Source organism: Steroidobacter cummioxidans (genome assembly GCF_003104955.1).
Map to the genome: position 1 here is coordinate 1 of NZ_LSRW01000020.1, position 21,332 is coordinate 21,332.

The window sequence follows — 21,332 nt, forward strand, 5'->3', positions numbered from 1 at the left end:
GGCTCGGAGATGTGTATAAGAGACAGGCCTGAAGGCATCACCGTGCAATCTCGGCTCAGCGCCGGCGTCGGACAGGTCAGCGTCGATCCCAATCAGATGGAAAGCGCGCTGTTGAATCTGGCGGTGAACGCTCGCGACGCCATGTCCGGCACGGGAACATTGACCATCTCGACCGATCTCGTAACGATCAGCGAGGATGAGGCTCTGCGCCTGGGCGAATTGCAGGCTGGCCCGCATGCGGTCATCAGCGTGAGCGATACCGGCGTCGGCATGTCTTCAGAAGTGATCGCCCGCGCCTTCGATCCGTTCTTCACGACCAAACCGATGGGGCAGGGCACGGGGCTCGGCTTGAGTCAGGTGTTTGGCTTCGTGAAGCAGTCGGGCGGCACGGTTAAATTGCTCAGCGAAGTTGGCGAAGGGACGACGGTGAAGGTGTACCTGCCTCGCGTCGACACTCCGCTAGTGACCCGGTCCGATCGAAGCGGCGATGACGCGCCACGCGGCAACGTCAACGAGACCGTTCTGGTCGTCGAAGACGAGCAGGATGTGCGCTCTTACAGCATCGAGTGCTTGCAGGAGCTGGGGTTCTCGGTCTTGCATTCGTCCGATGGTCCTTCAGCGCTGGAGATGATCGCCGCGCATCCGGAGATTCGATTGCTGTTCACCGATGTGGGGCTGCCGCACATGAATGGCCGCGAGCTCGCTGAGAAAGCACGCCGCATGCGCCCCGAGCTGCCGGTGCTGTTCACGACCGGGTACGCGCAGGACGCGATGTTTCAACAGGGTAAGCTGGACCCGAACGCCGAGCTGCTGACCAAGCCTTTCAATCGCGCGCAGCTGGCCGCTCGCGTGCGACATTTGCTCGATGCTTGAGTCGTTACCTGGCTAAATCGAGCACCGCAGAGCCTGCGAGCAGCAACGCGCCGACGCCATAGAACTGCGTGTCGGACTGTGCGACCTGCTCCGGACGGTCGCTGACTTGTTGTACCCATCCGAGCCGACCGTCCGCATCCACCGCTCTTTGCAACGCCTGCCAGCCACGCAGCACGGCAGGCTCATAGGTGGCTCGATCCAGCAAGCCGGCCTTGACGCCCCAAGCGAGTCCGTACACGAAGAAGCCCGTGCCGCTAGATTCCGGAGGCGCGTTTTCCGGCGCGAGCAGCGACGTTGGCCAGTAGCCATCTGGCTTTTGCAATGTCCGCAGCTTTGCCGCCATTTCTTTGAACAATGCTTCGTACGCGGGACGTGCCGGATCATCCTTCGGCAGCAGTGTGAGCACGCGCGCCACTCCGGCGAATACCCAGCCATTGCCGCGGCTCCAGAACAACTTGCCGCCTTTGGAGTCGCGCCGCTCGAAAAAGCGGCTGTCGCGATAGAACAAATGTTCCTGGCGGTCGTAGAGATAGTCCTGCGTTGCTTGCCACTCCTTGTGTGCAAACTCGGCATAGCGGGAATCCTCGGTGATCTGCGACAGCTCGATCCACAGCGGCGGCGCCATGAACAACGCATCACACCAACACCACCGATCCCAGCACTGCGTCTCCCGGTGTGCGGCCAGATCGGCTGCGGACGGTGCGGCTAGGATGGCATCGAGCCTGCGTCGCGCCGGCACGATCGCCTCCGGCCCCGCGCCGTGAGTCGATGCCCAAAGATAGCTTTGGCCGATGACGTGATCGTCGGCGTGATACGTCCGTTCGCCGAGTCGCCATTGCTGGCTGCGTCCATGACTCAAGATCGCTTCGCGGAAGCGCTCTGACTTGCTCCGCTGCGCCAGTGCGGTGAGCCCGACGTAAAAAGCACCTTGCTGCCAGCTGCGCGGACTGCGAGTTTCCTCCCGCATGACTTTGACGCTGTCCACCGGTTCGAGATGGGCGAGTTGCCAGTCAGCGGCTCGCTCCATGAGTGCGAGTGTGGCGGCGCTGTCGAAGGCTTTTGTGTCCGCTGCTACCAAGCTCGCGAACATCATCAATGTCGTGCCGAAGGCGAGGACGATACGTGCGTGCATGCAACTCATCCTTAATTGCGTCGCGACCGTTTTCTCCGGAAACGATTGTAGCTGCGGTGACCCCTCCGTGGAATGTCCTAACCGTTGCGGTTCAGCGCTGGCGCTTCACCTTGGCCACTACAATGTCTTCAGATACTCGATGATGGCCTTGCGCTCGTTATCCGTGAGCACGGCATTGAACGTGTGGCCGCCGTTGCCCTGGCCGAACATATAACTGTTATAGATCTTGCGATTCTCAATGTCGGTGTTCGTGATCGTCGGTGGGAACAGCACGTTCCAGGCCAGGATCACATTGCCGTAGAGGTTGGTGAGCAGGGCGTCGTACCACGACAGCAGCAAGTCATCGTTCGGATCGCATCGCAGGTACGGTGAGGGCAAGGGGTCTAGGAGGGAAGGGCGCCTGCATTGGATTGCGTCGTACTTCCAGCCGAGCTTGGCGGTGTCATACGCCTGCATGCTCGTGTCGTAGCCCATGATCGCGCGGCCGGTCTGATCCCAGCGCGGCGTCTTGGACTTTCGCTTCCAAAGCGGCGTGCGGTCCGACGGCTTCAGCACTTCCCAGATATTCGGCACCGAGCCGTTGTGCATATACGGCGCTGTTGCCCAGATGCCGTAGAGCGGCGGCGCGAGATAGCCGAGTTCGCGGTTGCCTCGCAAATCCGCACGGTTTTGCGGGCCGCAATCGTTGGCCGTGCCGGCCGTTGATGGATAGCCAAAGAAATTGCTGGCGCCGGCGATCTGCACCGCTTCGTTGTTCGTCTGCTGCCGCACCGGATCCGTCTGGATGATTCGCTGCGGAGTGATATAGGCGGCCATACCTTCGAGCGCAGGTGACGCAAGGAAAGCTGGATCGTTGACGTAACGCGGCGCGTAGGCACCGTGACAACTCGCGCAAGAGCCATTGCCTGCGCTCGGCTTCGGCACGGGGTTGTTGCGGTTCGAAGCCCACAGATTGAGCGTATGAAACAGCACCGCGCCTTGTTCGGCCAGCGCGGTGTCGATCGTCCCGGGATACGCAGGCGCCTTCAGGGATTCGATCCAGGTATTCGCATCCGGGCCGTGTGCACGCATCCAGTTCTGGCCGGCTTCCGACAGTGGACCGCCGAGCGAGCCGAACAGACCGAACGCAGGCGTGTAGAACACCATGTCGACGCGCGGCGCATCCATCGGGAACACTCCGTCGACGAATTTCACCGGGCGATGGCCCATGTTCCACCACGCCGGTGTGTCCATGGACGCCGTCGAGCCCGAGGCGAGCACGCCGAGCGCGGTACTGATCGATATCAAGCCTTGGTCGGGAAACAAGAAGGCCAGGTTGATGTCGCTGGCGTTGTTGGTTCCGCGCGTGCGCGTGAGGTTGGCCAGTGAAGCGAGCGATGGCAGATATCCGAGCGGCACCGCATCGCGCAGGAGCAGATGCAAATCCTGAAGACTGCTGCCGCTCCCTGGCGTATGTGCGCCATTCGCCGCGCCGCTATGGCACGCGTGACAGGTAATGCCGATGCGTCCACTCCATGAGCCGTCGGGGTTGCGCAACTGAGTAAACATTTCGGGTAAGCGACCGGTGCCGCCGTTGGTCCGGTTCGGATCTTCGAGCGGCTTGGGATACGGATTGCGTCCCGCCCCGAACACCGACCCATACCGCTCGGCAACCAGCTCATCGAAGTTGTCCGGACGAAGCAGGAAACCGCCCCAGCTGACCCACAACGAGTTGTATTGAGCGGCCGTGAGCGTGGCCGCGCCGAACACAGACTCGATCGTCGTGGGATTGTCGCCTGTGAAGAGTGCGGCAACAGTGCGCGAGCCCGTGTCGAGCAAGCCATCGCCACGATAGAAACGCTGGCGCAATTCGCCGCATGTCTTCGGATGACCGGCTTCTTGGACTGCCGCCGGATCGGTGTGGCAGTCTTTCCAGAATGCATTGAATGCAACCGCACGCCCAGTGCCGATCCCAGGCTGTACCAACGAGCGCGGATCCGCAGGCAAGAGCGTGGCATCGCCCTTGCCCTCGCAGTAATCCCAGAGCTGTGAACCGCCGCGGCTGCTCTTGATGAGATCCGTTGCAGCATCGGTGCTGCTGCTGTGACCTGCGACTAATCCAAGGACTACGAAGATCGAAGCGCGCTGCACCTTGGCGCGCGCCCGGTGTTGCTTTGAGCTCATCGGAGGTCCCCTTTGGCTTGCTTCCGTGCGAAATGTTTTCTTCTGGGATTTAACATTGCACGAAGGGAGCGCTCGCGCATCGTCCGTTCCGACGGATTTCGGCAGGACTCATACCGCCGTGTTTTCCTGTGCGCAGATCGCGCACCCATTCTTGGGATGATGCCGGGTGAGCATGCGGCATTGATCGCAATAGCGGTCGGCATACTCGGGCGGCGTGCACCAGCGTCGGTTCGCGATCACGGCGGCTACGACCAGGCCGATCGAGATCAGCACATTCACCACGATCCGGAGTGTCATCAGGCACCTCTCTGTGAGTTGCCGGAATGACCGTTTGATGCCGCGCGTCGCCCCATGCCAGCTGCGGCACTCGAACCTCCGATCGGGACGACCTGTGCCAGATGGAAGTGATCGGCGACCCGGGGACGACGTTCACGCTGATCCAGTCCTGATGCCTCGCGCGCGCGGCGTTCTCGCCAGGTGCTGGATTGGTCAAAAGTTGAGCATGTGACGCGCGCCCGCGAATTTTCCGGCAGGGTAGGTATGCCCACAAAGATATCCACAGGGTTGTCCCCAGCTTTTGTGGATCACTTGGCGGTCGTCGGTCGGCGGCGAAGACGAGCAGTCTGTCAAGGCTTCTGAATCGATAAGTCGAGCTGCGGGCTTTTCTACAGCCGCACGTGGCGGCACACAGGTTTTCGTCACGCGCGCGACCCGTGCCTGGCTCGACCAACGGCACCCATGACAACTGTCATGCGCCGCTTTTTTCGACCGGTGTTTCCGTCGAGATGCAGAGGGAACCGAGCTTGACTTCTCAATGAAACGCGCAACTTGGTCGCGCTTGATCGGGCGAGTGCTCTTGCTCTTGTTCGGCTCGGCGCTGATCGACAGATTGATCATTTCCCGCCTGCCCGGGCTGTCATTCAAAGAGGGCCAGTTGGTGCTGGTCCTGTTGATGGCGTTCGTGGCATGGACGTATGTGCTGCCTCTGTTTGCCGAACTGCTGAACTCGTCCGCTCAGGATGCCGACGCGCCCCCCAATCAAAGCACTGCAGATACAGAGGTTACCCAGGTTGCGCGCGCGGCCCCGCAGACGAAGGCGATTGCCACGGTTGGCATCACCACGTTGATCGCCTGGATTGGCGCCTCGTCCATTGCCCAGGTGGAGTTGCACATGAAGGCACGATGACTGCTTCGCTGGAAGCCGCCGTCATGGCGACGACCGGGATTGCCGTCGCTGCGATCTTGTTGATGCGAATCGCGGGGCTTTCACAGCGTGGCTTGCGAGTCGTCATGATGTCGAACCCGGCGTTGCTCGTTGTCCTGCTGATTGCAGCGACCGGTTGGTGGCTCGCCCCGGCGATCCTCATCGTGGTTTCATCGGGGCAGTTCTCGGTGAATCAGTATCTGGAGACGATTTTTCCCGTCACGTATGTCTTCTTTCCTGCCACGGCGCTTGCGTTACGTAAGTACCGCGGTCGCTGAAGCGGGGGAGTGCTGCGTTCGCAAGCCCGTTCACGCCGACCGCGGACTGAGCGTTCCCTGTCCCAGGTTGAACATGCCGGTCACGAGCATTTCGTAATCGGCCTCATTCATCATCCGGACGCGATTCCTGCCGCTGATCTTCGCGGCGTAGAGCGCTTGGTCTGCCAGCTGCAGGGCGCCACGAGGGGTTCGGGCGGGGGAGGGTTCGATGACCGCGACACCAATGCTGATGGTGATGGTCGCGGACGTGCGGGAGCCGCGATGTTCGATCCCTAGTTCGTGGACCGAGCGGCGCGCGCGATCGGCGATGGCCATAGCCTGATCGCTGTCGACGTCGAAGAGCATGGCGACGAACTCTTCGCCGCCGTAGCGGGACAACACATCGAGCGGACCCCGCACGATCGACTGCAAGCATTCGGCGATCTGACGCAGGCTGCCGTCGCCGGCTTGGTGTCCGTAATAGTCGTTGTAGGCTTTGAAATGGTCGACGTCGATCAGCAGGATGGCGATCGTGTGCTTCTCTGCGACAGCCTGCGGCCAAAGGCGCGCCAGGTGCTCGTCGAATACGCGGCGATTCTTGGTACCGGTCAAGGTGTCGTGTTGAGCCAGCTGCGATATCAGGCGGGTTTCGAGAAAGGACGTGCGTGACAACCGCTCCAGATGCCGAGCGGCGACGGCGCATCCCGCCAAGGCAATGAGCAGGAAGGCGATGGAGCGCAGGGCCACTGGCAACGCCAGTCCGCAAAGCGCGGCATGAACGACAAAGGACGCTGCAGTCAGCATGCTCGTGAACAGCGCCGTTCGATGGCTCAGTCCCAGGAAGAAAAAAGGGCCGAACAACAGCAGCGGCAAGAACATCAGCATTTCGCGCTGACCATCCGCTGCGGCGGCGGCTATGCAGCCGGCAACCACCACATTCCTGACTGGAACGATCACACGGGCGAAAGGAAGAAAGAGGCGCTCGAAAACCGAGCTCCACGCCACCGACGCCAACAGCACGGAAGCGATGGTCACGAGGGCGATAGCGATCGCAGGACCACCCACCGGGAACCCGGTGGCCGTTTGTTCGACGCCCCGCGCAACCGCCAGTACGGCGGCGAGGGCGCACGTCACTCGAATGAGCAGATGACTGTCGAGCAGATGGGTGCGGACGTACTCTGCCTCCACCTCGGGACTGAACTGGAGATGCTGCTGAGCACGCAGCAGCTCCGCCGCATACGGCGAATCCGGAACTGCGGCGAGATTCAGTGGTGCCCCTTTGGCCATGCCGCAAGACTAAGCTGTTCTTGCCATAACGAGTGTGATCTGTTCGGAATCTGCATCATGGAATTAGCAGTCTCCTCGCTGGAGTGGGGCTGTTGACTGAGTCCACGAGGACTTGACACCTGCCTCCAGTCCGCGCGCGTCTGCGAGAAACGCAGAGCCGACTTGAGCGTCTGTCGTCCTCCGCAAAAGTTCGGCTGGGCTGGAGGCGAGTCGCGATCACCGAATTGGAAGCACGCGTTTCGAGCCTGATGAGTGGCGACGCGTCGATCGATGACCAAGAACTAAAGACACCGCGCTCGTGCCGGTCGAGCAAATCGGCTCATTGATCCTTGTCATGTGCGGTTATCGCGTCATTCTGGACCGCGACCTTGCAGCGATCTACGGAGTCAAGACTGGCCGGCTCAACGAAGCTGTCAAGCGTAACGTGGATCGTTTTCCCGGAGATTTCATGTTCCAGCTCAGCGGGGAAGTGGCTGAATGTTCAAGATCGCAAATTGCGATCTTGAAGACTGCAAGTGTCCGCCTGTCCACCTCGGCTGTCAGGCGCCGTCCGCACAACGGACGACTACCACAAGCGAACGCGCGCGTTGAAGAAGTCATGGAAGCGCTCACCGCGTACTTCTCCGCGCAAGGCGGTGCTACGTGACGGCTACGGTGGATGCCGCGCGCATTCCCGCGGAAGTCAGAGAGCTTCAGAAGACTACGGCGGTGCTGACATGCATTCGGTGCGCAGCTGAGTGCTGTAACGAAGGCGAGGTCGATTTGGCGGATGCGGTCTCGTTCGTTCGCGCGCCTGTTGCCACGGCAAGTGCGCGCAGCGACGCAGCGCTTCTCAATGATTCATCGACAGAAACAAAAGGTAAGGGGCCGAACTGAAAGGGATCAGGGCAGGGGCAGCGAACGTCACTGCACAACCCCAGAAAAAGGAAAGGGGCCCACCCGTAGGTTTAGCCCCTTTTTCCGCCGTCCGCAGCCCGACGGGACGATGCGGAAAATTGTACGAGGACATTTCGAGAAGTCCAGGAGCAAGAATGACCAAGAACGAAGACACTGCGCTCGTGCCGATCGAGCAAATCGGCTCATCGATCCTCCCCAATGCGAGGTTGTCGAGTCATTCTGGACCGCGACCTCGCGGCGATCTACGGAGTCAACCGGTCGGCTCAACGAGGCCGTCAAGCGCAACCTGGACCGTTTTCCCGGGGATTTCATGTTCCAGCTCACCCGGGAGGAGGTCGAATCTTTAAGATCGCAATTTGCGATCTTAAAGAGCGGCCGAGGTTCCCACGTAAAGCTCCTGCCGTACGCCTTTACGGAACACGGAGCGATTCAGGCAGCCAATTCGTCAAACTGCGCGATCTGCTGGCTTCCAACAAGGAACTGGCGCTGAAGTTTGCCGAGCCGGAGCGCAAACTTGCGACGCATGATCAAGCGATCACGGGATTACTGAAGGCCATCCACGAACTAATGAGCCCGCCGGCACCGCGTCGTCGCGGGGCGGAACGTTCGACGCGTTCGCCCAAATCATGCGTGAGCTGGGCTATGGCATACACGCTGCGTCTCAGATCGGCGGTAAGCAACCGTCAGTCGACTGTGGTGGGGCAATGTCGGAGCAGGAATTGGCTTCGGGCTAGCTGTGCTCAGGAAAGCGACTGAGGTGCACGCTCTATACAAACCGTCTGATCGTCTCGCCTTTCTTGAAATCCACGACGTTCTTCGGCCGGAGCTTGGCCGAGCTTAGATTCTGCATTGTTCGGTCCGATATCAGATCGCGGAGCGCGTCTTGCAGGGATGAAATCAGGCAATTTCCTTTCTCCGCCATATTGGCAATTTTTTCTTCATCTACCAATAGTTCAGCTCCGGCCTTGGGTAACGCCTCCAGCCACAGAGATCGTGCATCCGTCATAGGTCTGAATTTCTCATCTGTCTGATCGCCCAGATCATCCCCGAAGATGTCCGTCATGCCTGACGCAACCTCCCTGCGTTGCTGTTTCACAATGAATTTAACTTCGTCTTGGTATTTGAACGCTTTTTCCGACTCCTCGAGGAACACGATCATCCCTTTGTAGTGATGGGTCACGTACGTTAGGTAGTAGTAGACCCGCTTTTTGTTCGGGAATTCGACCGGGAAGTACGCTGCTCGGAGGCGCGATCTCGAATTCGTGCGTCCTGCGGTCTCCCTCAATCGGCGCAGATAGGTGGGCATCAACAAGCCACTCTTTGCGCCATCTTTGACGATTGATTGATACTCGTCTCCAAACGTGCTTTGCAGATTCTTCAGCTGATTCGCATGACCTGCGGCGAGGCTAATAAAGTTCCACATGAAGTTTATTAGCATCTCTACGTTTGGCTTTCGGAGCAGAGGTGCGAGCGTTGCAGGGAAGACCACGTCTTTCCATCCGGTTGGGTCAACCAGCACAAATGCCATTTCTTCGTCGCGAATCCAAGCGGCGACCGATTCGGCAGATTCCGCGAAGTCTTCATTGATTGCAGTAATCTGAAGCTGAGTGGTCGAGCGCTGTTGTGCGAAGGTCTGTAGCCGTGCATACGAGGTTGGATTTCGCTCGACGAAAAGAGCCCGAAATGAGACTGAGCGGCGGAATACCCGCTCGAGCTCAGCGCGGCAACTCTCCATAACTTCTACGGCGCGAGCGAATGACGTATCGCTAAGGTCATCGCGCGAGGACTGCCATGGTCCGGCAAATGCGTCAACATATGCGATTCGGTTGTAGCGCCCCTGTGCAGTTATCATTATCAGCCGCTTGAAGTAGGACTCCAGCAGATGGTGTTTGACTGAGGCCTGTTCACGCCCTGAGTAGGATTCGAGCTTGCTACGATCCACGCGTTGCGCCTACGTTAAAGTGGTTTACATACTTAGACCGTGGGTTGAGCTGCTGTGATCTCCGGATATTGAAGCCATCGACGGCCATCGAGTCGGTTGCCGCGCGATTTTGACGTCCGGCCGCCCCACTGCTTAAAGAAAAATGCGACCTGCTGTTTTTTGCATTGGTCTCGGATGGAGCGAACCCATTCGGGTTCGATTGGTCGTGCCCCAGGTCCGCTCTCGCCGCCGGCGATAGCCCAATGAATTCCACTTAGATCCAGAGTGGCGAGATCTTCCAAGAGCGGCTCAAACGAGACAAACCGGACGGCTGCGCGGGCCTGCTTTAAATGAGTTAGACGGGTCAGCGCCCCTCTATCTTCGATGGATACACCAAGCCAAATATTCTTTGGTGCCACTCCATCCGGATATCTTTTATTAACATATCGGCGCATCAGGGAGCTGCGCTTGGTAAGCACCTGAAACACATGCCAATCGGCGGCTTCCATTGTCTCAAACACGCGATCTAAAAAAGAAGCAGGAACTTCCTTGTGGAAAAGATCGCTCATTGAGTTGACGAACACACGGCGAGGCGCGCGCCACGACAGTGGTTCACGGAGCTTATGCTCCCGAAATGTCAGATCGAAACCATGTGCAAACGGATGATTCGGCACGCCTCTAAACCGTTCCGCGATCCGCTCGGCGTAGCAATTGTCACAGCCACGGGAGATTTTCGTGCAGCCCGAGATTGGATTCCACGTTGCGTCAGTCCATTCGATGCTTGTAGCTAGGGCCATAAATTTACTGTAGTTGCATACAGTGGTCTGGTCAAGTCATTGATTCGCCGCACGCGTATATATGACTTCCTTGGTTGATCGAAGGTCCTCCAAGTAGTCCGCCCAGGCCTGCATCATCCGCCTCCGCTCCGCGAGCCGCGTTGCGCGCTTGTGTGCCGCGCGCACCTTGTTGCGCTCCGCGTAGGCAATAGTGTTCTCCGACATCGGCCGGTCACCTGTTCGCAAAGAAGGAAAGACGTAGCGGCTCTGCCGGTCAGTTGATGGAATGTCTCGCAGGATTTGTACTGCTTGTTCTGCTAACGGGACGATGTGCAGCTCGCCTTCATCCTCTTGCCTGGAATGCGCCATTCCGCTGCGTCGAATTATTTCGGACCATTCCGCCTGCCGCAGTTCACCGGGGCGCACGAATACGAGTGGTGCGAGTTTTAGAGCCGCATGCGTAACAGGCTGACCGCAGTAGCTGTTGATAGCTCTCAGCAGCGCTCCAATGGCGACCGATCGGTGACGGTGGCGTGATTCTTGGTCGGCGCTGGCGTGAGCGCGTCACGGAGGGCAGAAGTGATATCTCGCTCGGCCCGACCCGACGGCGTACCTAAATATCTGCCCCACGTATTGCTTCGTTCGATGTGCCGTCTCGTGTTTCGCGCGAGCCTCAATTGGGCGCATAGCTGCCAAGACTTCCGCTGGTGTGACCTTATGGATCGGTCTCGATCCGATGTGAGGCAAGACGAACTCAGTAGTCATCCACCGCGCCTTGCTCAGCGTCACCGGCGCAAGTTTCTTCGCTTGCAGTTCCAGCCTTCGTTCGCGACTAGCTCGAAGGTGACGGCTCGCGCGTTCTTATCCGCTTGCCGCGGCGCGCTTGGGTGAATGCCCTCGGGCAATCATCCGCCGAACATCATCCCGACAAATCCGTGCCCGCTTCAGCGAAACATCCGGATACACATCGAGCGAAATCACGCGCTCCTTCCCCCCGTAGCGATACTTCAACCGCCACCACTAGGGGTAACAAGCAAATAGAGTCCGCCGACGTCGAACAACTTGAACGGCTTTTCCGCGGCTTTGGCCGCGCGAATCTAGCTCTGTAGGCGCCATCGCCCAGTTCCCCCAGGTGGGAGGGGATGGGCGTGAGAGGGCTTTGCTGAACGCTCTCGGATGTAGAGATGGTGCCGGTGGAGGGAATCGAACCCACACGATTTTAAGGTCGGCGGATTTTGAGTCCGCTGCGTCTACCAGTTCCGCCACACCGGCTACGGGAAGCGAAGGGCGGCGATTATAGCGGAATGTCGTTGGCCGGCCACAACGACTTTTTTTGCGACCTTTTGTCCGGCAGGCGCATCAAACCTCGCAATGTCGCACTTTCAGGGTATCGAGGTCGCCGCTGAAGTGGTTCGGGCTGCCCAGGCGGGCGAGCCGCGGGCCCATGAGGCCATTTACCGGGCCTGTCGCCGACCCATCTATACCCTGATCCGGCGCCTGGTGGTCCGCGCGGCCATTGCCGATGAACTGTTTCAGGAGACGTTCGTCGAGGTGCTGCGGAACATCGGCGCGTATACCGGGGAGGGGGCGTTTGGCGGGTGGGTGCGCAGTATCGCGGTGAGCAAGTGCTTGATGTACCTGCGTTCACCGTGGCATCGCAGCCTGCTGTACCTGGATAACGACGATGAATCCACGGCGCCGGTGGTGCTGCTGGATGGGGCCTCGCATCCCGACGCGCAGGCGTCGGCGAGTGCCGATGTGGAACGTGCTCTGGCGGTGCTGCCTGCGCTCACGCGCAGTGTGGTGTGGCTGCACGATGTAGAAGGTTACACACACGCGGAGATTGGACGCCTGCTGGGACGCACGGCGAGTTTCTCGAAGTCGCAGCTGGCGCGGGCGCATGCCCGGATGCGCGAGCTGCTGGAGCAACCGGCGGAATCAACGTCATGCACGCACGCATCGAGCACTTGTTAAGTCTTCGCGATGGCGAGCCGGTGGCGGCGGACGTGGCGGAACACGTCAGGGCGTGCCCGATCTGCGCCGGCGAGTTGCAGCGTATCGAGGCGCTGCGCGAGGAAATGCGCGCGTTGCCGTCGTTTGAGGCGCCAGAGATGGCGTGGGAACGGGTCCGCGAGACGGCGCCTGAACGCAGTCACCGCGTCCGTCTGAGAAAGATGGGAGGCGCGGCGGCGGCCGCGGCGGTGGTGACGTTGACCGTGATCACGGTCGTTGCGGGCCATTTCGATCGGCGCAGCGGCGCGACGACCGCGCTCGCGAAGCCCGAGGCATCGTTGCCGCAGCTGGTTCCGCACCTGGATGAATTGGTCGCGCAATCGCAGCAGCTCGAGGAGCTGTTGCAGAAGCTGCCGATGCGCCCGCAGGTCGAGCGCGTGTCTACGGCCGCGGCCATCGACACGATTGAGCAGCGCATCCAATGGCTGGATTTCCAGCTTTCCTACGTGCCCGAGGTGGATCTGAGCGAGGAGCAGTCTCGTCAGCTGTGGCGCGAGCGCGTGGAGTTGATGGATTCGTTGGTGAAGGTGCGCTACGCGGAGTCCAGCGCGCTCTGGTTTTAACACTGGGAGTACGAGGTTATGACGACCAGGTCATTGCGTCCGACGAGGCAGGTTCGCGTCGCGTTACTGGCGATTGCTGCGGCCGTTGCGACCGCGTCGGTGACGGCGGCGGAGGTGGCGAAGAAGCCCGAGGCATCGCAGGCGGAGATCGAGAAGAAGCTCGAAGACGCGCGGCTGCGGCTGGACACTGCGGCACGCGATGTGGCCGAACTCAGCATGTCGATGTCGGAGTACTCGATGCCGCAGATTCGACGTGCGATGCCGTTCGGTCCGCCGCGTGCCATGTTGGGCATCAACCTCGGTGCGCGCGGCGAGGAGCAAGCTGAGGGTGTCGCGATCGTAAGCGTAAGCCCCGGCGGCGCCGCCGAGAGCGCGGGTCTGAAGGCAGGTGACGTGTTGCTCGCTATCGGCGACAAGCAACTGAAGCGCACCGATGATCTGACCGCCCGCGAAGTGCTGCTCAAGGAACTGGGCGGCGTGAAGCCCGGGGAGAAGGTGCAATTGCGCTATCGCCGCGACAAAAAGGTCGCCACGGTTGCCGTGACGGCCCAGGCACCGGATCGGATGTTCGCGATGCCGTCGATCGAGTTACGCAGAGCGCATGCACCTGGCTTCGCGATGGGACCGATGGCCGCGCTGCGCGCCGTCGGCGTCTTCGGCTCGGCGGAATTGGTGCCGCTGACGCCCAAGCTCGGCCAATACTTCGGCACCGACAAAGGCTTACTGGTAGTGCGAGCGCCCGCGGACAGTCGTCTGAAGCTGGAGGACGGCGATGTCATCGTCGATATCGACGGACGCACGCCGGCGAACCCGGCGCATGCCCTCCGCATCCTGGGCTCTTATCAGGCCGGCGAGAAATTGACGCTGAACGTGCTGCGCCAGAAAAAGAAGTTGTCATTCGACATCACCATTCCGGACGAGCCGACTGCGGGGCGTACCGGGTCCTTCATCTTTCATCAGCAGCTGGAAGGTCCGCGCGGAGACATCATGATCGGACCGGGCCCGGGCGGCCCGACGACCGCGCCACTCCCGCCACCGCCTCCGCCGGGTGGGCCGGAGCGGATCATCAGCATCGTAGGCGAGTCAGCCTAGACCCAGCCCCAAAACAGGCCACCGACGCATCAGCGTCGGTGGCTATCTTCTGCTACCGTGCGCGCCCCATGCGGCGCACCGACTTCGCCTATGACCTCCCGGTCGACCTGATTGCTCAGCATCCCCCCGTGGAACGGGCGGGAGGCCGGCTGCTGCACATTCCACTGACCGCGCCGCTGCAGGACCTTCGTTTTACCGACTTCCCGGGCCTGCTGAAGGCCGGAGACCTGCTGGTTTTCAACGACACGCGGGTGATTCCCGCGCGCGTGCATGGGGTGAAGCCTACGGGCGGGCAGGTAGAAATCCTGCTCGAACGCGTGCTCGACGGAAATCGCATCCTGGCACATGTGCATGCGAGCAAGCCGCTGCGGGCCGAAGCGCCCGTCGCGTTGGCTGGCGGCGTCGAAGCGCGCTTCATCAAGCGGCACGACGATCTCTTCGAATTGGAGCTGAACGCCGAGCCGCTCGCGTTCTTTCAGCAATATGGCTCGATGCCATTGCCGCCTTATATAGAGCGCAACGCCGAGCTCGACGACGCGACTCGCTACCAAACGGTGTACGCGCGTGAGCCGGGCGCAGTGGCGGCGCCGACGGCTGGCCTGCATTTCGACGATGAGACGCTCGCTCGCTGCAAAGCCAAGGGCGTCGAGTCGACGTTTGTGACATTGCATGTCGGCGCGGGCACGTTTCAAAACATTCGCGTCGATGATTTGCAGCAGCATCGCATGCATGCCGAGCGAATCAGCGTGAGCGCCGAAGCCTGCGCCGCCATCGCCGCAACGAAAGCACGGGGCGGGCGCGTGATCGCAGTAGGGACAACGGTCGTGCGCTCGCTCGAGTCAGCGGCGCAATCGGGGATGCTCGAACCGTATGAAGGCGAGACGCGTCTGTTCATCACGCCGGGCTATCGATTCCAAGTCATCGATGCGTTGCTGACCAACTTTCATTTGCCCGAGTCGACCTTATTGATGCTGGTGTGCGCGTTCGGCGGCTTCGATCAGGTGATGGCCGCGTATCGTCACGCGGTCGCGCAGCGCTATCGTTTCTTCAGCTACGGTGACGCGATGTTTCTGGAGCGTCGTTAGTTCATGGCAATGCAGTTTGAATTGATCACGACGGATGGCGGCGCGCGTCGCGGTCGCTTGACGTTTCCTCGCGGCGTGGTCGAGACGCCCATCTTCATGCCCGTCGGCACCTACGGCACCGTGAAGGCGATGACGCCGGAAGAGCTCGTCGGCATGGGCGCGCAGATCGTGCTCGGCAATACATTTCATCTCATGCTGCGTCCGGGCATGCCCGTGATTCGGGCCCACGACGGACTGCATCGATTCATGCATTGGGAAAAGCCGATTCTCACCGACTCCGGCGGCTTTCAGGTGTTCAGTCTCGCGACCATGCGCAAGATCACCGAGGAGGGTGTGAATTTCCGTTCGCCCGTCAATGGCGATGCGGTGATGCTGACTCCGGAGCGATCCATGCAAGTGCAGAAGGATCTCGACTCCGATGTAGTGATGATCTTCGATGAATGCACGCCGTATCCGGCGACGGAGCAAGAATCGCGACGCTCGATGGAGTTGTCATTGCGCTGGGCGCTGCGCAGTCGCGCCGAGTTCGATCGGCTCAAAAATCCGAACGCCTTGTTCGGCATCGTTCAGGGCGGCATGTATACAGCGCTGCGTCAGGAATCGGCGGCGGGCTTGCAGCAGATCGGTTTCGACGGCTATGCCGTCGGCGGGCTGGCGGTCGGCGAGCCGAAAGAGGAGCGGGAGCGCATGCTCGATGGCATCACGCCCCATCTGCCGAAGGATCGGCCGCGTTATCTGATGGGCGTCGGCACGCCCGAAGATCTGGTCGAAGCGGTGCGCCGGGGCGTTGATATGTTCGATTGCGTCATGCCGACGCGCAACGCACGCAACGGTCACTTGTTCACCAGCACCGGGGTGGTGCGGATCCGTAATGCCCAATATGAGACCGATACCCGGCCGCTGGATGAGGCATGCTCGTGTTACACCTGCATGAATTACAGCCGTGCTTATTTGCGACACCTGGATCGCTGTGGCGAAATTCTGGCCGCGCGCCTCGGCAGCATTCATAATCTGTACTTCTATCTGTCCTTGATGCAGTCCCTGCGTACTGCCATCGAGGAGCATCGCTTCGAGGCCTTCGTCGCGGATTTCTATGCGCGCCGGTCCAGAAGCGACGCCAGCGACTGATGCGACAACCACGTTTGAGCTAGCCGCTTCCCACCCATGCTTGCCGATCTGCCTACCGCGCCTTGGTTCCGCCGCCTGCTGGTCGCAGGTCTGATCCTGGGCATTCTGCTGCTGACCTTCACGGTGTTGCAGCCGTTCATCGTGCCGCTGATCTGGGGCGCCATCCTCGCGTACGTCGCCTGGCCGCTGCATTTACGGATTCTGAAGCTGTGCGGCGGTCGCAGTTCGGCGGCGTCGCTGATTTCCACCATCCTGGTGACGGTCATCATCGTCGTGCCGCTGGTGTGGCTGATCCTGATGCTGCGCGTGGAAGCGGTGGCGGCGTATACCGAGATCCAGGAATTCCTGGCCACCAAGCCGGTGTTGCCGCAGGCCATTCGCGACTTGCCGTATGTCGGCGGGCACGCGCAGGAGATCCTGGATCAAATCGCCGCCGACCCGAAGGCTTTGCGCAGTCAAGTGATGCTGATGATGGAACAGTCGTCGGTGGAAGTGTCGCGGCTCATCGGCGGTGCCGGACGCAACATCGCGAAACTGTTCTTCGCTGTGTTCTCCATGTACTTCCTGTTGCGCGATGGACCGCGACTGATGCGGGAAGCGCGGGCGGTCCTGGAAGGAATATTGGGCCCGCGCGTGCATGACTACATCGATGCGGCTGGCTTCACCACACAGGCAGTCGTGTATGCGTTGATGCTGGGCGCGCTCGCCCAGGGTGTGGTGGCCGGTATCGGCTACTGGATCTTCGACGTGGAAGCGCCGGTGCTGCTGGGCGCGGTCACCGTGATCATTGCGTTGATTCCTTTTGGCGCGCCCGTGATGTGGGGCAGTCTTGCCACCTGGGCACTGGTGCGCGGGGACATGGTCAACGGGGTGGGCCTGATCCTGTGGGGCGTGATCCTGGTCAGCTGGGTGGACAACATCGTGCGTCCGCTGGTGATTTCAAACGCGACGCGCATGCCGTTCCTGCTGGTGGTGTTCGGCGTGCTCGGCGGCGTGCTGGCGTTCGGCCTGGTCGGCCTGTTCATCGGTCCGGTGCTGCTGGCGGTGTCGCTGGCGATCTGGCGCGAGTGGCTGGAAGAGCATTCCACCAAGGAAGAGAGCGCCATCGTCTCGACCGATGGCACGACCCCGATCAAGGTCAAGAAGAAGACGGGGACGCCTTAGGTCCCCGGGCTCAGCTTGCGCAGCAGGATCTTGTCGATGCGCACGCCGTCCATGTCCATGATCTCGATCTTCAGATCGCGCCAGGTGAGCGTGTCGCCCGCTTTCGGAATGCGGCCGAGGCGCGCGAGCACGAAGCCCGCGACGGTGTGATAGTCGCGCCCACCCATATCGCGGCGTCCCAACCGCTGTTGTAACTCTTCGATGGGCATGTGCCCGTCGACCAGCCACGAACCGTCGTCGCGCTGAACGTATTCGGCGCGCTCGCGACTGCCCAGATCGGGCAGCTCGCCGGCAATCGCCTTGAGGATGTCGATGGGCGTGGTGATCCCTTCGATTTCGCCGTATTCGTCGGTGACCAAGGCCAGGTGCGTACTGGAGCGCTGGAATTGATCGAGCAACTGCAGGACCGAGATCGAATCGGGAATGTGCAGCGGCGGATCCAGATCCCTCTCCGGATCCAGCTCGCCCCGATGCAGCGCCTCGCTCAGGTCGGCGAGCGTAATCATGCCGAGCAGGTTGTCGAACTTCTCCCGCGCTACCAGGAAGCGCGCGTGACCGCTTTCCTTGGCTCGTTGCCACAGCACTTCGATAGGCTCTTCGATATCCAGCCAGATCACGTCCTGGCGCGGAATCATGATCGAGCCAACCTTGCGATCGGCGAGCGCGAGCACGCCTTCGAGCAGACGACGCTCCGAAGCCAGGAATACGCCGGCCGTCGTGCCTTCGGCGACCAGCGCGCGCACGTCATCTTCCGTGACCGCCGCCTGCGGTGCGGACGAGATCGGCAGCAACCTGAGCAATCGATTGACCGTCACGCGCAGCAACCACACGAACGGCACCATGATCGTGGCGAACAAGCGCATCGGCGGGGCGACCGCAGTCGCCAGGGATTCGGCATGCAGGAGCGCGACGCGCTTGGGCATCAGCTCGCCCAGGATCAGCGATACAAAGGTCACGATCAGCACCACGACCACGGTCGCAACTTCTCCGGCGAACTTGGCGGGCATGCCGAGCGGGACCAGTTGCTGGGCGAGGGGCTCGGCAAACACATTGGTGCTGTAGATGCCGGTGGCGAACGAAATGACCGTGATGCCGATCTGAATGGCCGACAGCAGGGTGGTCGGGTCTTCCATCAGCGCCAGGGCCGATTTGGCCCCCGAGCGCCCCTGTTCGGCGGCCGCCTGTAGACGAACCTTCTTCGCCGCGACCAGGGCCATTTCCGACAGCGCAAAGAATCCGTTCACCAGGATCAAGAGCAGCAGGATCAGGACATCGCGGGATAGCATGTAGCCGAATCAGCCTCATAGCCAAGGGACCGACAGTGTACGGCAGTCTTCCAGCCGGCAGGGGGATCGGACCTGGTGCTGCGGCTTGGATAGTGGCCGCAAGGGCGGTGTGTATAATGCGCCGCTCTTTGCCGACCCGGCGGCCGCCGGGTGCGCGCGTGCTTGCGCCGGCAGAGTCGTGATCTCGCCCTTTCCGAAGGGCTTTTTTCTCTGTTTTTTCTCAGTTTCGGGGGCATTGCAAGATGGACTGGTTAATTTCCACCGCTGCCGCACAGGCGACCGGCGCCCCGGCCCAGCCCAGCGCGCTCATGCAATTTCTGCCGCTGGTGCTGATTTTCGTAGTGTTCTACTTCCTGCTGATCCGTCCGCAGACCAAGCGCGCCAAGGAACATCGCGCCATGGTGGCGGCCTTGGGTGTTGGCGCCGAGGTGGTCACCAGTGGTGGCATCCTCGGCAAAATTACCGAGGTGAGCGAGCAATTCGTCACCCTCGAGATCGCCCCGGGGGTCAATATCAAGGTGCAGCGTCACGCTGTCTCCCAGGAACTCCCGAAGGGCACGCTGAAAAGCGCATAACCAGGAAGGTAACGCCGGCCGCCCGGCCGGCGTCGCCGCGATACTCGCGACATTCACATGTATCAATTTGCCAAGTGGAAATACTGGCTGGTCATCATGGTCATGGTGGTCGGCACGCTGTTCGCGTTACCCAACGTGTTTGGCGAAGGACCGGCACTGCAACTGTCGCGCAACGATCGGGCGGCCATGGACGAGGCCAGTACTGCCAAAGTGCTGGGATTGCTCCAGGCCGACGGCGTGCCGGTGGAAGCGTCCCATACCGAAAAGGACCGTCTGGTACTGCGTTTTGCGGACGCCGAGGCGCAAGCCAAGGCGCGTGAAACCATCACCAAGCGCGGCGAGGGCGAATTCCTGGTCGCCTTGTCCACCGCTTCGCGCGCGCCGGACTGGATGCGCAAGGCGGGACTGAAGCCCATGAGCCTCGGCCTCGATCTGCGCGGTGGCGTGCACTTCGTCTATGAAGTGGACGTGCAGGGCGCGGTTACGCAGGCCATCGATCGCATGGAGCGCGATGCTCGCGCAACACTGCGAGACAGGCGAATTCCTTATGGCGCAGTGACCACCGTCAACGGTGTCGTGCGCGTCACGCTGCGCAGCCAGGCAGATGTGGCCAAGGCACAGGACGCCTTGCGCACCCCAGACGGCGGCATCCTGCTGAATACGTCGGACAGCGCTGAAGGTCCGGTCATTGAAATGACGATGACGCCGGCCGAGGTCAAACGCCGTCAAGACATCGCCGTTCAACAAAACATCACCACCCTGCGTAACCGCGTCGACGAGCTGGGTATCTCCGAGCCCATCGTCACTCGCCAGGCGGTGAACCGCATCGTCGTGCAGCTGCCGGGCGTGCAGGATCCCAACGAAGCGATCCGCGTGCTGGGTGCCACCGCGACGCTCGAGTTCCGCCTGGTCGATGAGAACAACAATCCTTATGAAGCCGAGCAGACCAAGCGCGTTCCGATCGGCTCGAAGCTGCTGAAGACGCGCGATGGCCGGCCCATCCTGGTCAAGCGCGACATCATCGCCACCGGTGAGCAGCTCTCGGATGCGTCCTCGGGTTTTGCCGAAGGCTCCCCCCAAGTCAACGTCTCGCTCGATTCGCGCGGCGGTCAGTCGATGATGGAAGCGACCCGCGACAACGTCGGCAAGCGCATGGCCGTCGTCTACATCGAGAAGAAACAACTGGCCGAAGGCGAGCGCTGTGAAGGCACGCGTAACGGCGCGTTGTGTACCGAAGAGGAAGTCATCAGCGACGCGACCATTCAAAGCGTGCTGTCCTCGCGCTTCCGTATCACCGGCTTGCAGGCGACTGAAGCCCGCGAACTGGCGCTATTGCTGCGTTCGGGCGCGCTGGCGGCTCCGCAGACCATCGTCGAGCAGCGTTCGGTCGGCCCGAGCCTGGGTCAGGACAACATCGATCGCGGCATCCGCGCCATGGCCATCGGCCTGTTGCTGACGTTCGCGTTCATGGCGGCGTACTACCGCTCGTTCGGCTGGATCGCCAATCTGGTGCTGTTGTCGAACCTGGTGCTCACCGTCGGCCTGCTGTCGATGCTGCAAGCCTCGCTGTCGCTGCCCGGTATCGCCGCGGTCGTGTTCCACATGGGTATCGCGGTCGACGCGAACATCCTGATCTACGAACGTATTCGAGAAGAGCTGCGCAACGGCAACTCGCCGCTGCAGTCGATCAACGTCGGCTTCGAAAAGGCGTTCGCGACGATCGCCGACTCGAACGTGACCACCTTGATCGCCGGCGTGGTGCTGTTCGCATTCGGCACGGGCACGATCCGCAGCTTCGCCATCGTGATGACGCTCGGCATCATCACTTCACTGTTCACATCGGTTGTCGGCAGCCGTGCCCTGGTCCACGCGATCTGGGGTACCCGCCGCAAGCTCGATCACCTGTCCATTTAAGA

23 protein-coding genes and 1 tRNA gene are annotated in these 21,332 nt (G+C 61.1%); 13 read left to right on the forward strand and 11 right to left on the reverse strand.

From position 1 onward, the window contains the following. Positions 1–873, forward strand: an 873-nt coding sequence (locus D0550_RS12435) for an ATP-binding protein (protein WP_206606233.1), incomplete at its 5' end; no start/stop codon positions are given. Between the two features lie 4 nt (positions 874–877). On the opposite strand, the gene D0550_RS12440 is transcribed toward D0550_RS12435, so the two are convergent. The 3 genes from D0550_RS12440 to D0550_RS12450 all read right to left on the reverse strand — a co-directional run bounded on the left by D0550_RS12440 (position 878) and on the right by D0550_RS12450 (position 4,465). Next, a complete protein-coding gene (locus tag D0550_RS12440) occupies positions 878–2,005 on the reverse strand; it encodes a glycoside hydrolase family 88/105 protein (RefSeq protein ID WP_116809566.1) in 1,128 nt (375 codons plus the stop codon). Positions 2,006–2,122: 117 nt separating this feature from the next. Then, complete coding sequence (gene roxB / locus D0550_RS12445) at positions 2,123–4,168, reverse strand: rubber dioxygenase RoxB (RefSeq protein WP_116809520.1); 2,046 nt, start codon at positions 4,166–4,168, stop codon at positions 2,123–2,125. Positions 4,169–4,276: 108 nt separating this feature from the next. Continuing rightward, positions 4,277–4,465, reverse strand: coding sequence for a hypothetical protein (locus D0550_RS12450; RefSeq protein ID WP_116809521.1), 189 nt, complete (start codon positions 4,463–4,465; stop codon positions 4,277–4,279). Between the two features lie 517 nt (positions 4,466–4,982). Here D0550_RS12450 and D0550_RS12455 point away from each other — a divergent pair. Further along, a complete protein-coding gene (locus D0550_RS12455) occupies positions 4,983–5,354 on the forward strand; it encodes a hypothetical protein (protein ID WP_116809522.1) in 372 nt (123 codons plus the stop codon). Further along, complete coding sequence (locus D0550_RS12460; RefSeq protein WP_116809523.1) at positions 5,351–5,650, forward strand: hypothetical protein; 300 nt, start codon at positions 5,351–5,353, stop codon at positions 5,648–5,650. Before D0550_RS12455 ends, D0550_RS12460 begins: the two co-directional genes overlap by 4 nt. Before the next feature lie 30 nt (positions 5,651–5,680). Here the strand turns inward: D0550_RS12460 and D0550_RS12465 are convergent, their stop codons facing one another. Beyond that, on the reverse strand, positions 5,681–6,916 hold the full coding sequence (locus D0550_RS12465; RefSeq protein ID WP_116809524.1) for a GGDEF domain-containing protein: 1,236 nt from the start codon (positions 6,914–6,916) through the stop codon (positions 5,681–5,683). Positions 6,917–7,214: 298 nt separating this feature from the next. Here D0550_RS12465 and D0550_RS12470 point away from each other — a divergent pair, with 298 nt between their 5' ends. Beyond that, positions 7,215–7,562, forward strand: coding sequence for an ORF6N domain-containing protein (locus tag D0550_RS12470; RefSeq protein ID WP_206606234.1), 348 nt, complete (start codon positions 7,215–7,217; stop codon positions 7,560–7,562). A 561-nt stretch (positions 7,563–8,123) separates the two neighbouring features. Then, a complete protein-coding gene (locus tag D0550_RS36365; RefSeq protein ID WP_275129238.1) occupies positions 8,124–8,303 on the forward strand; it encodes an ORF6N domain-containing protein in 180 nt (59 codons plus the stop codon). 276 nt (positions 8,304–8,579) lie between these two features. Here the strand turns inward: D0550_RS36365 and tcmP are convergent, their stop codons facing one another. The 6 genes from tcmP to D0550_RS12495 form a co-directional block, all read right to left on the reverse strand. Continuing rightward, positions 8,580–9,755 carry a three-Cys-motif partner protein TcmP gene (tcmP, locus tag D0550_RS12480; protein WP_116809525.1) on the reverse strand — a complete coding sequence of 392 codons (1,176 nt, stop codon included), beginning with the start codon at positions 9,753–9,755 and terminating at the stop codon, positions 8,580–8,582. Positions 9,756–9,787: 32 nt separating this feature from the next. After that, positions 9,788–10,531 carry a DUF5131 family protein gene (locus D0550_RS12485; RefSeq protein WP_116809526.1) on the reverse strand — a complete coding sequence of 248 codons (744 nt, stop codon included), beginning with the start codon at positions 10,529–10,531 and terminating at the stop codon, positions 9,788–9,790. A 36-nt stretch (positions 10,532–10,567) separates the two neighbouring features. After that, positions 10,568–10,879 (reverse strand): site-specific integrase, encoded by a 312-nt coding sequence (locus D0550_RS35455; protein WP_206606236.1) that lies wholly within the window; start codon positions 10,877–10,879, stop codon positions 10,568–10,570. Positions 10,880–11,074: 195 nt separating this feature from the next. Then, on the reverse strand, positions 11,075–11,275 hold the full coding sequence (locus D0550_RS37135; RefSeq protein WP_414717288.1) for a phage integrase central domain-containing protein: 201 nt from the start codon (positions 11,273–11,275) through the stop codon (positions 11,075–11,077). A 96-nt stretch (positions 11,276–11,371) separates the two neighbouring features. Then, positions 11,372–11,491 (reverse strand): DUF4102 domain-containing protein, encoded by a 120-nt coding sequence (locus tag D0550_RS36825; protein WP_206606237.1) that lies wholly within the window; start codon positions 11,489–11,491, stop codon positions 11,372–11,374. Between the two features lie 204 nt (positions 11,492–11,695). Beyond that, positions 11,696–11,782: transfer RNA gene (locus D0550_RS12495), tRNA-Leu, on the reverse strand. A gap of 99 nt (positions 11,783–11,881) precedes the next feature. Here D0550_RS12495 and D0550_RS12500 point away from each other — a divergent pair. The 6 genes from D0550_RS12500 (at position 11,882) to D0550_RS12525 (ending at position 17,555) form a co-directional block, all read left to right on the forward strand. Then, positions 11,882–12,484 (forward strand): RNA polymerase sigma factor, encoded by a 603-nt coding sequence (locus D0550_RS12500; protein ID WP_116809527.1) that lies wholly within the window; start codon positions 11,882–11,884, stop codon positions 12,482–12,484. Continuing rightward, positions 12,457–13,086 (forward strand): hypothetical protein, encoded by a 630-nt coding sequence (locus D0550_RS12505; RefSeq protein WP_153067138.1) that lies wholly within the window; start codon positions 12,457–12,459, stop codon positions 13,084–13,086. Before D0550_RS12500 ends, D0550_RS12505 begins: the two co-directional genes overlap by 28 nt. An 18-nt stretch (positions 13,087–13,104) precedes the next feature. Continuing rightward, positions 13,105–14,178, forward strand: a complete 1,074-nt coding sequence (locus tag D0550_RS12510) for a PDZ domain-containing protein (protein WP_116809529.1) — start codon at positions 13,105–13,107, stop codon at positions 14,176–14,178. 68 nt (positions 14,179–14,246) lie between these two features. Continuing rightward, a complete protein-coding gene (queA, locus tag D0550_RS12515) occupies positions 14,247–15,263 on the forward strand; it encodes a tRNA preQ1(34) S-adenosylmethionine ribosyltransferase-isomerase QueA (RefSeq protein WP_116809530.1) in 1,017 nt (338 codons plus the stop codon). A gap of 9 nt (positions 15,264–15,272) precedes the next feature. Further along, positions 15,273–16,391 carry a tRNA guanosine(34) transglycosylase Tgt gene (gene tgt / locus D0550_RS12520; RefSeq protein ID WP_116809531.1) on the forward strand — a complete coding sequence of 373 codons (1,119 nt, stop codon included), beginning with the start codon at positions 15,273–15,275 and terminating at the stop codon, positions 16,389–16,391. Between the two features lie 36 nt (positions 16,392–16,427). Then, a complete protein-coding gene (locus D0550_RS12525; protein ID WP_116809532.1) occupies positions 16,428–17,555 on the forward strand; it encodes an AI-2E family transporter in 1,128 nt (375 codons plus the stop codon). Here D0550_RS12525 and D0550_RS12530 read toward each other — a convergent pair. Beyond that, on the reverse strand, positions 17,552–18,841 hold the full coding sequence (locus D0550_RS12530; RefSeq protein ID WP_116809533.1) for a hemolysin family protein: 1,290 nt from the start codon (positions 18,839–18,841) through the stop codon (positions 17,552–17,554). The genes D0550_RS12525 and D0550_RS12530 overlap by 4 nt on opposite strands. Positions 18,842–19,083: 242 nt before the next feature. Here D0550_RS12530 and yajC point away from each other — a divergent pair, with 242 nt between their 5' ends. Then, positions 19,084–19,416, forward strand: coding sequence for a preprotein translocase subunit YajC (gene yajC / locus D0550_RS12535; protein ID WP_116809534.1), 333 nt, complete (start codon positions 19,084–19,086; stop codon positions 19,414–19,416). A gap of 57 nt (positions 19,417–19,473) precedes the next feature. Further along, the gene (gene secD / locus D0550_RS12540) at positions 19,474–21,330 is read left to right on the forward strand and encodes a protein translocase subunit SecD (RefSeq protein WP_116809535.1); all 1,857 of its coding nucleotides are present in this window, start codon (positions 19,474–19,476) and stop codon (positions 21,328–21,330) included. Positions 21,331–21,332 lie beyond the last annotated feature (2 nt).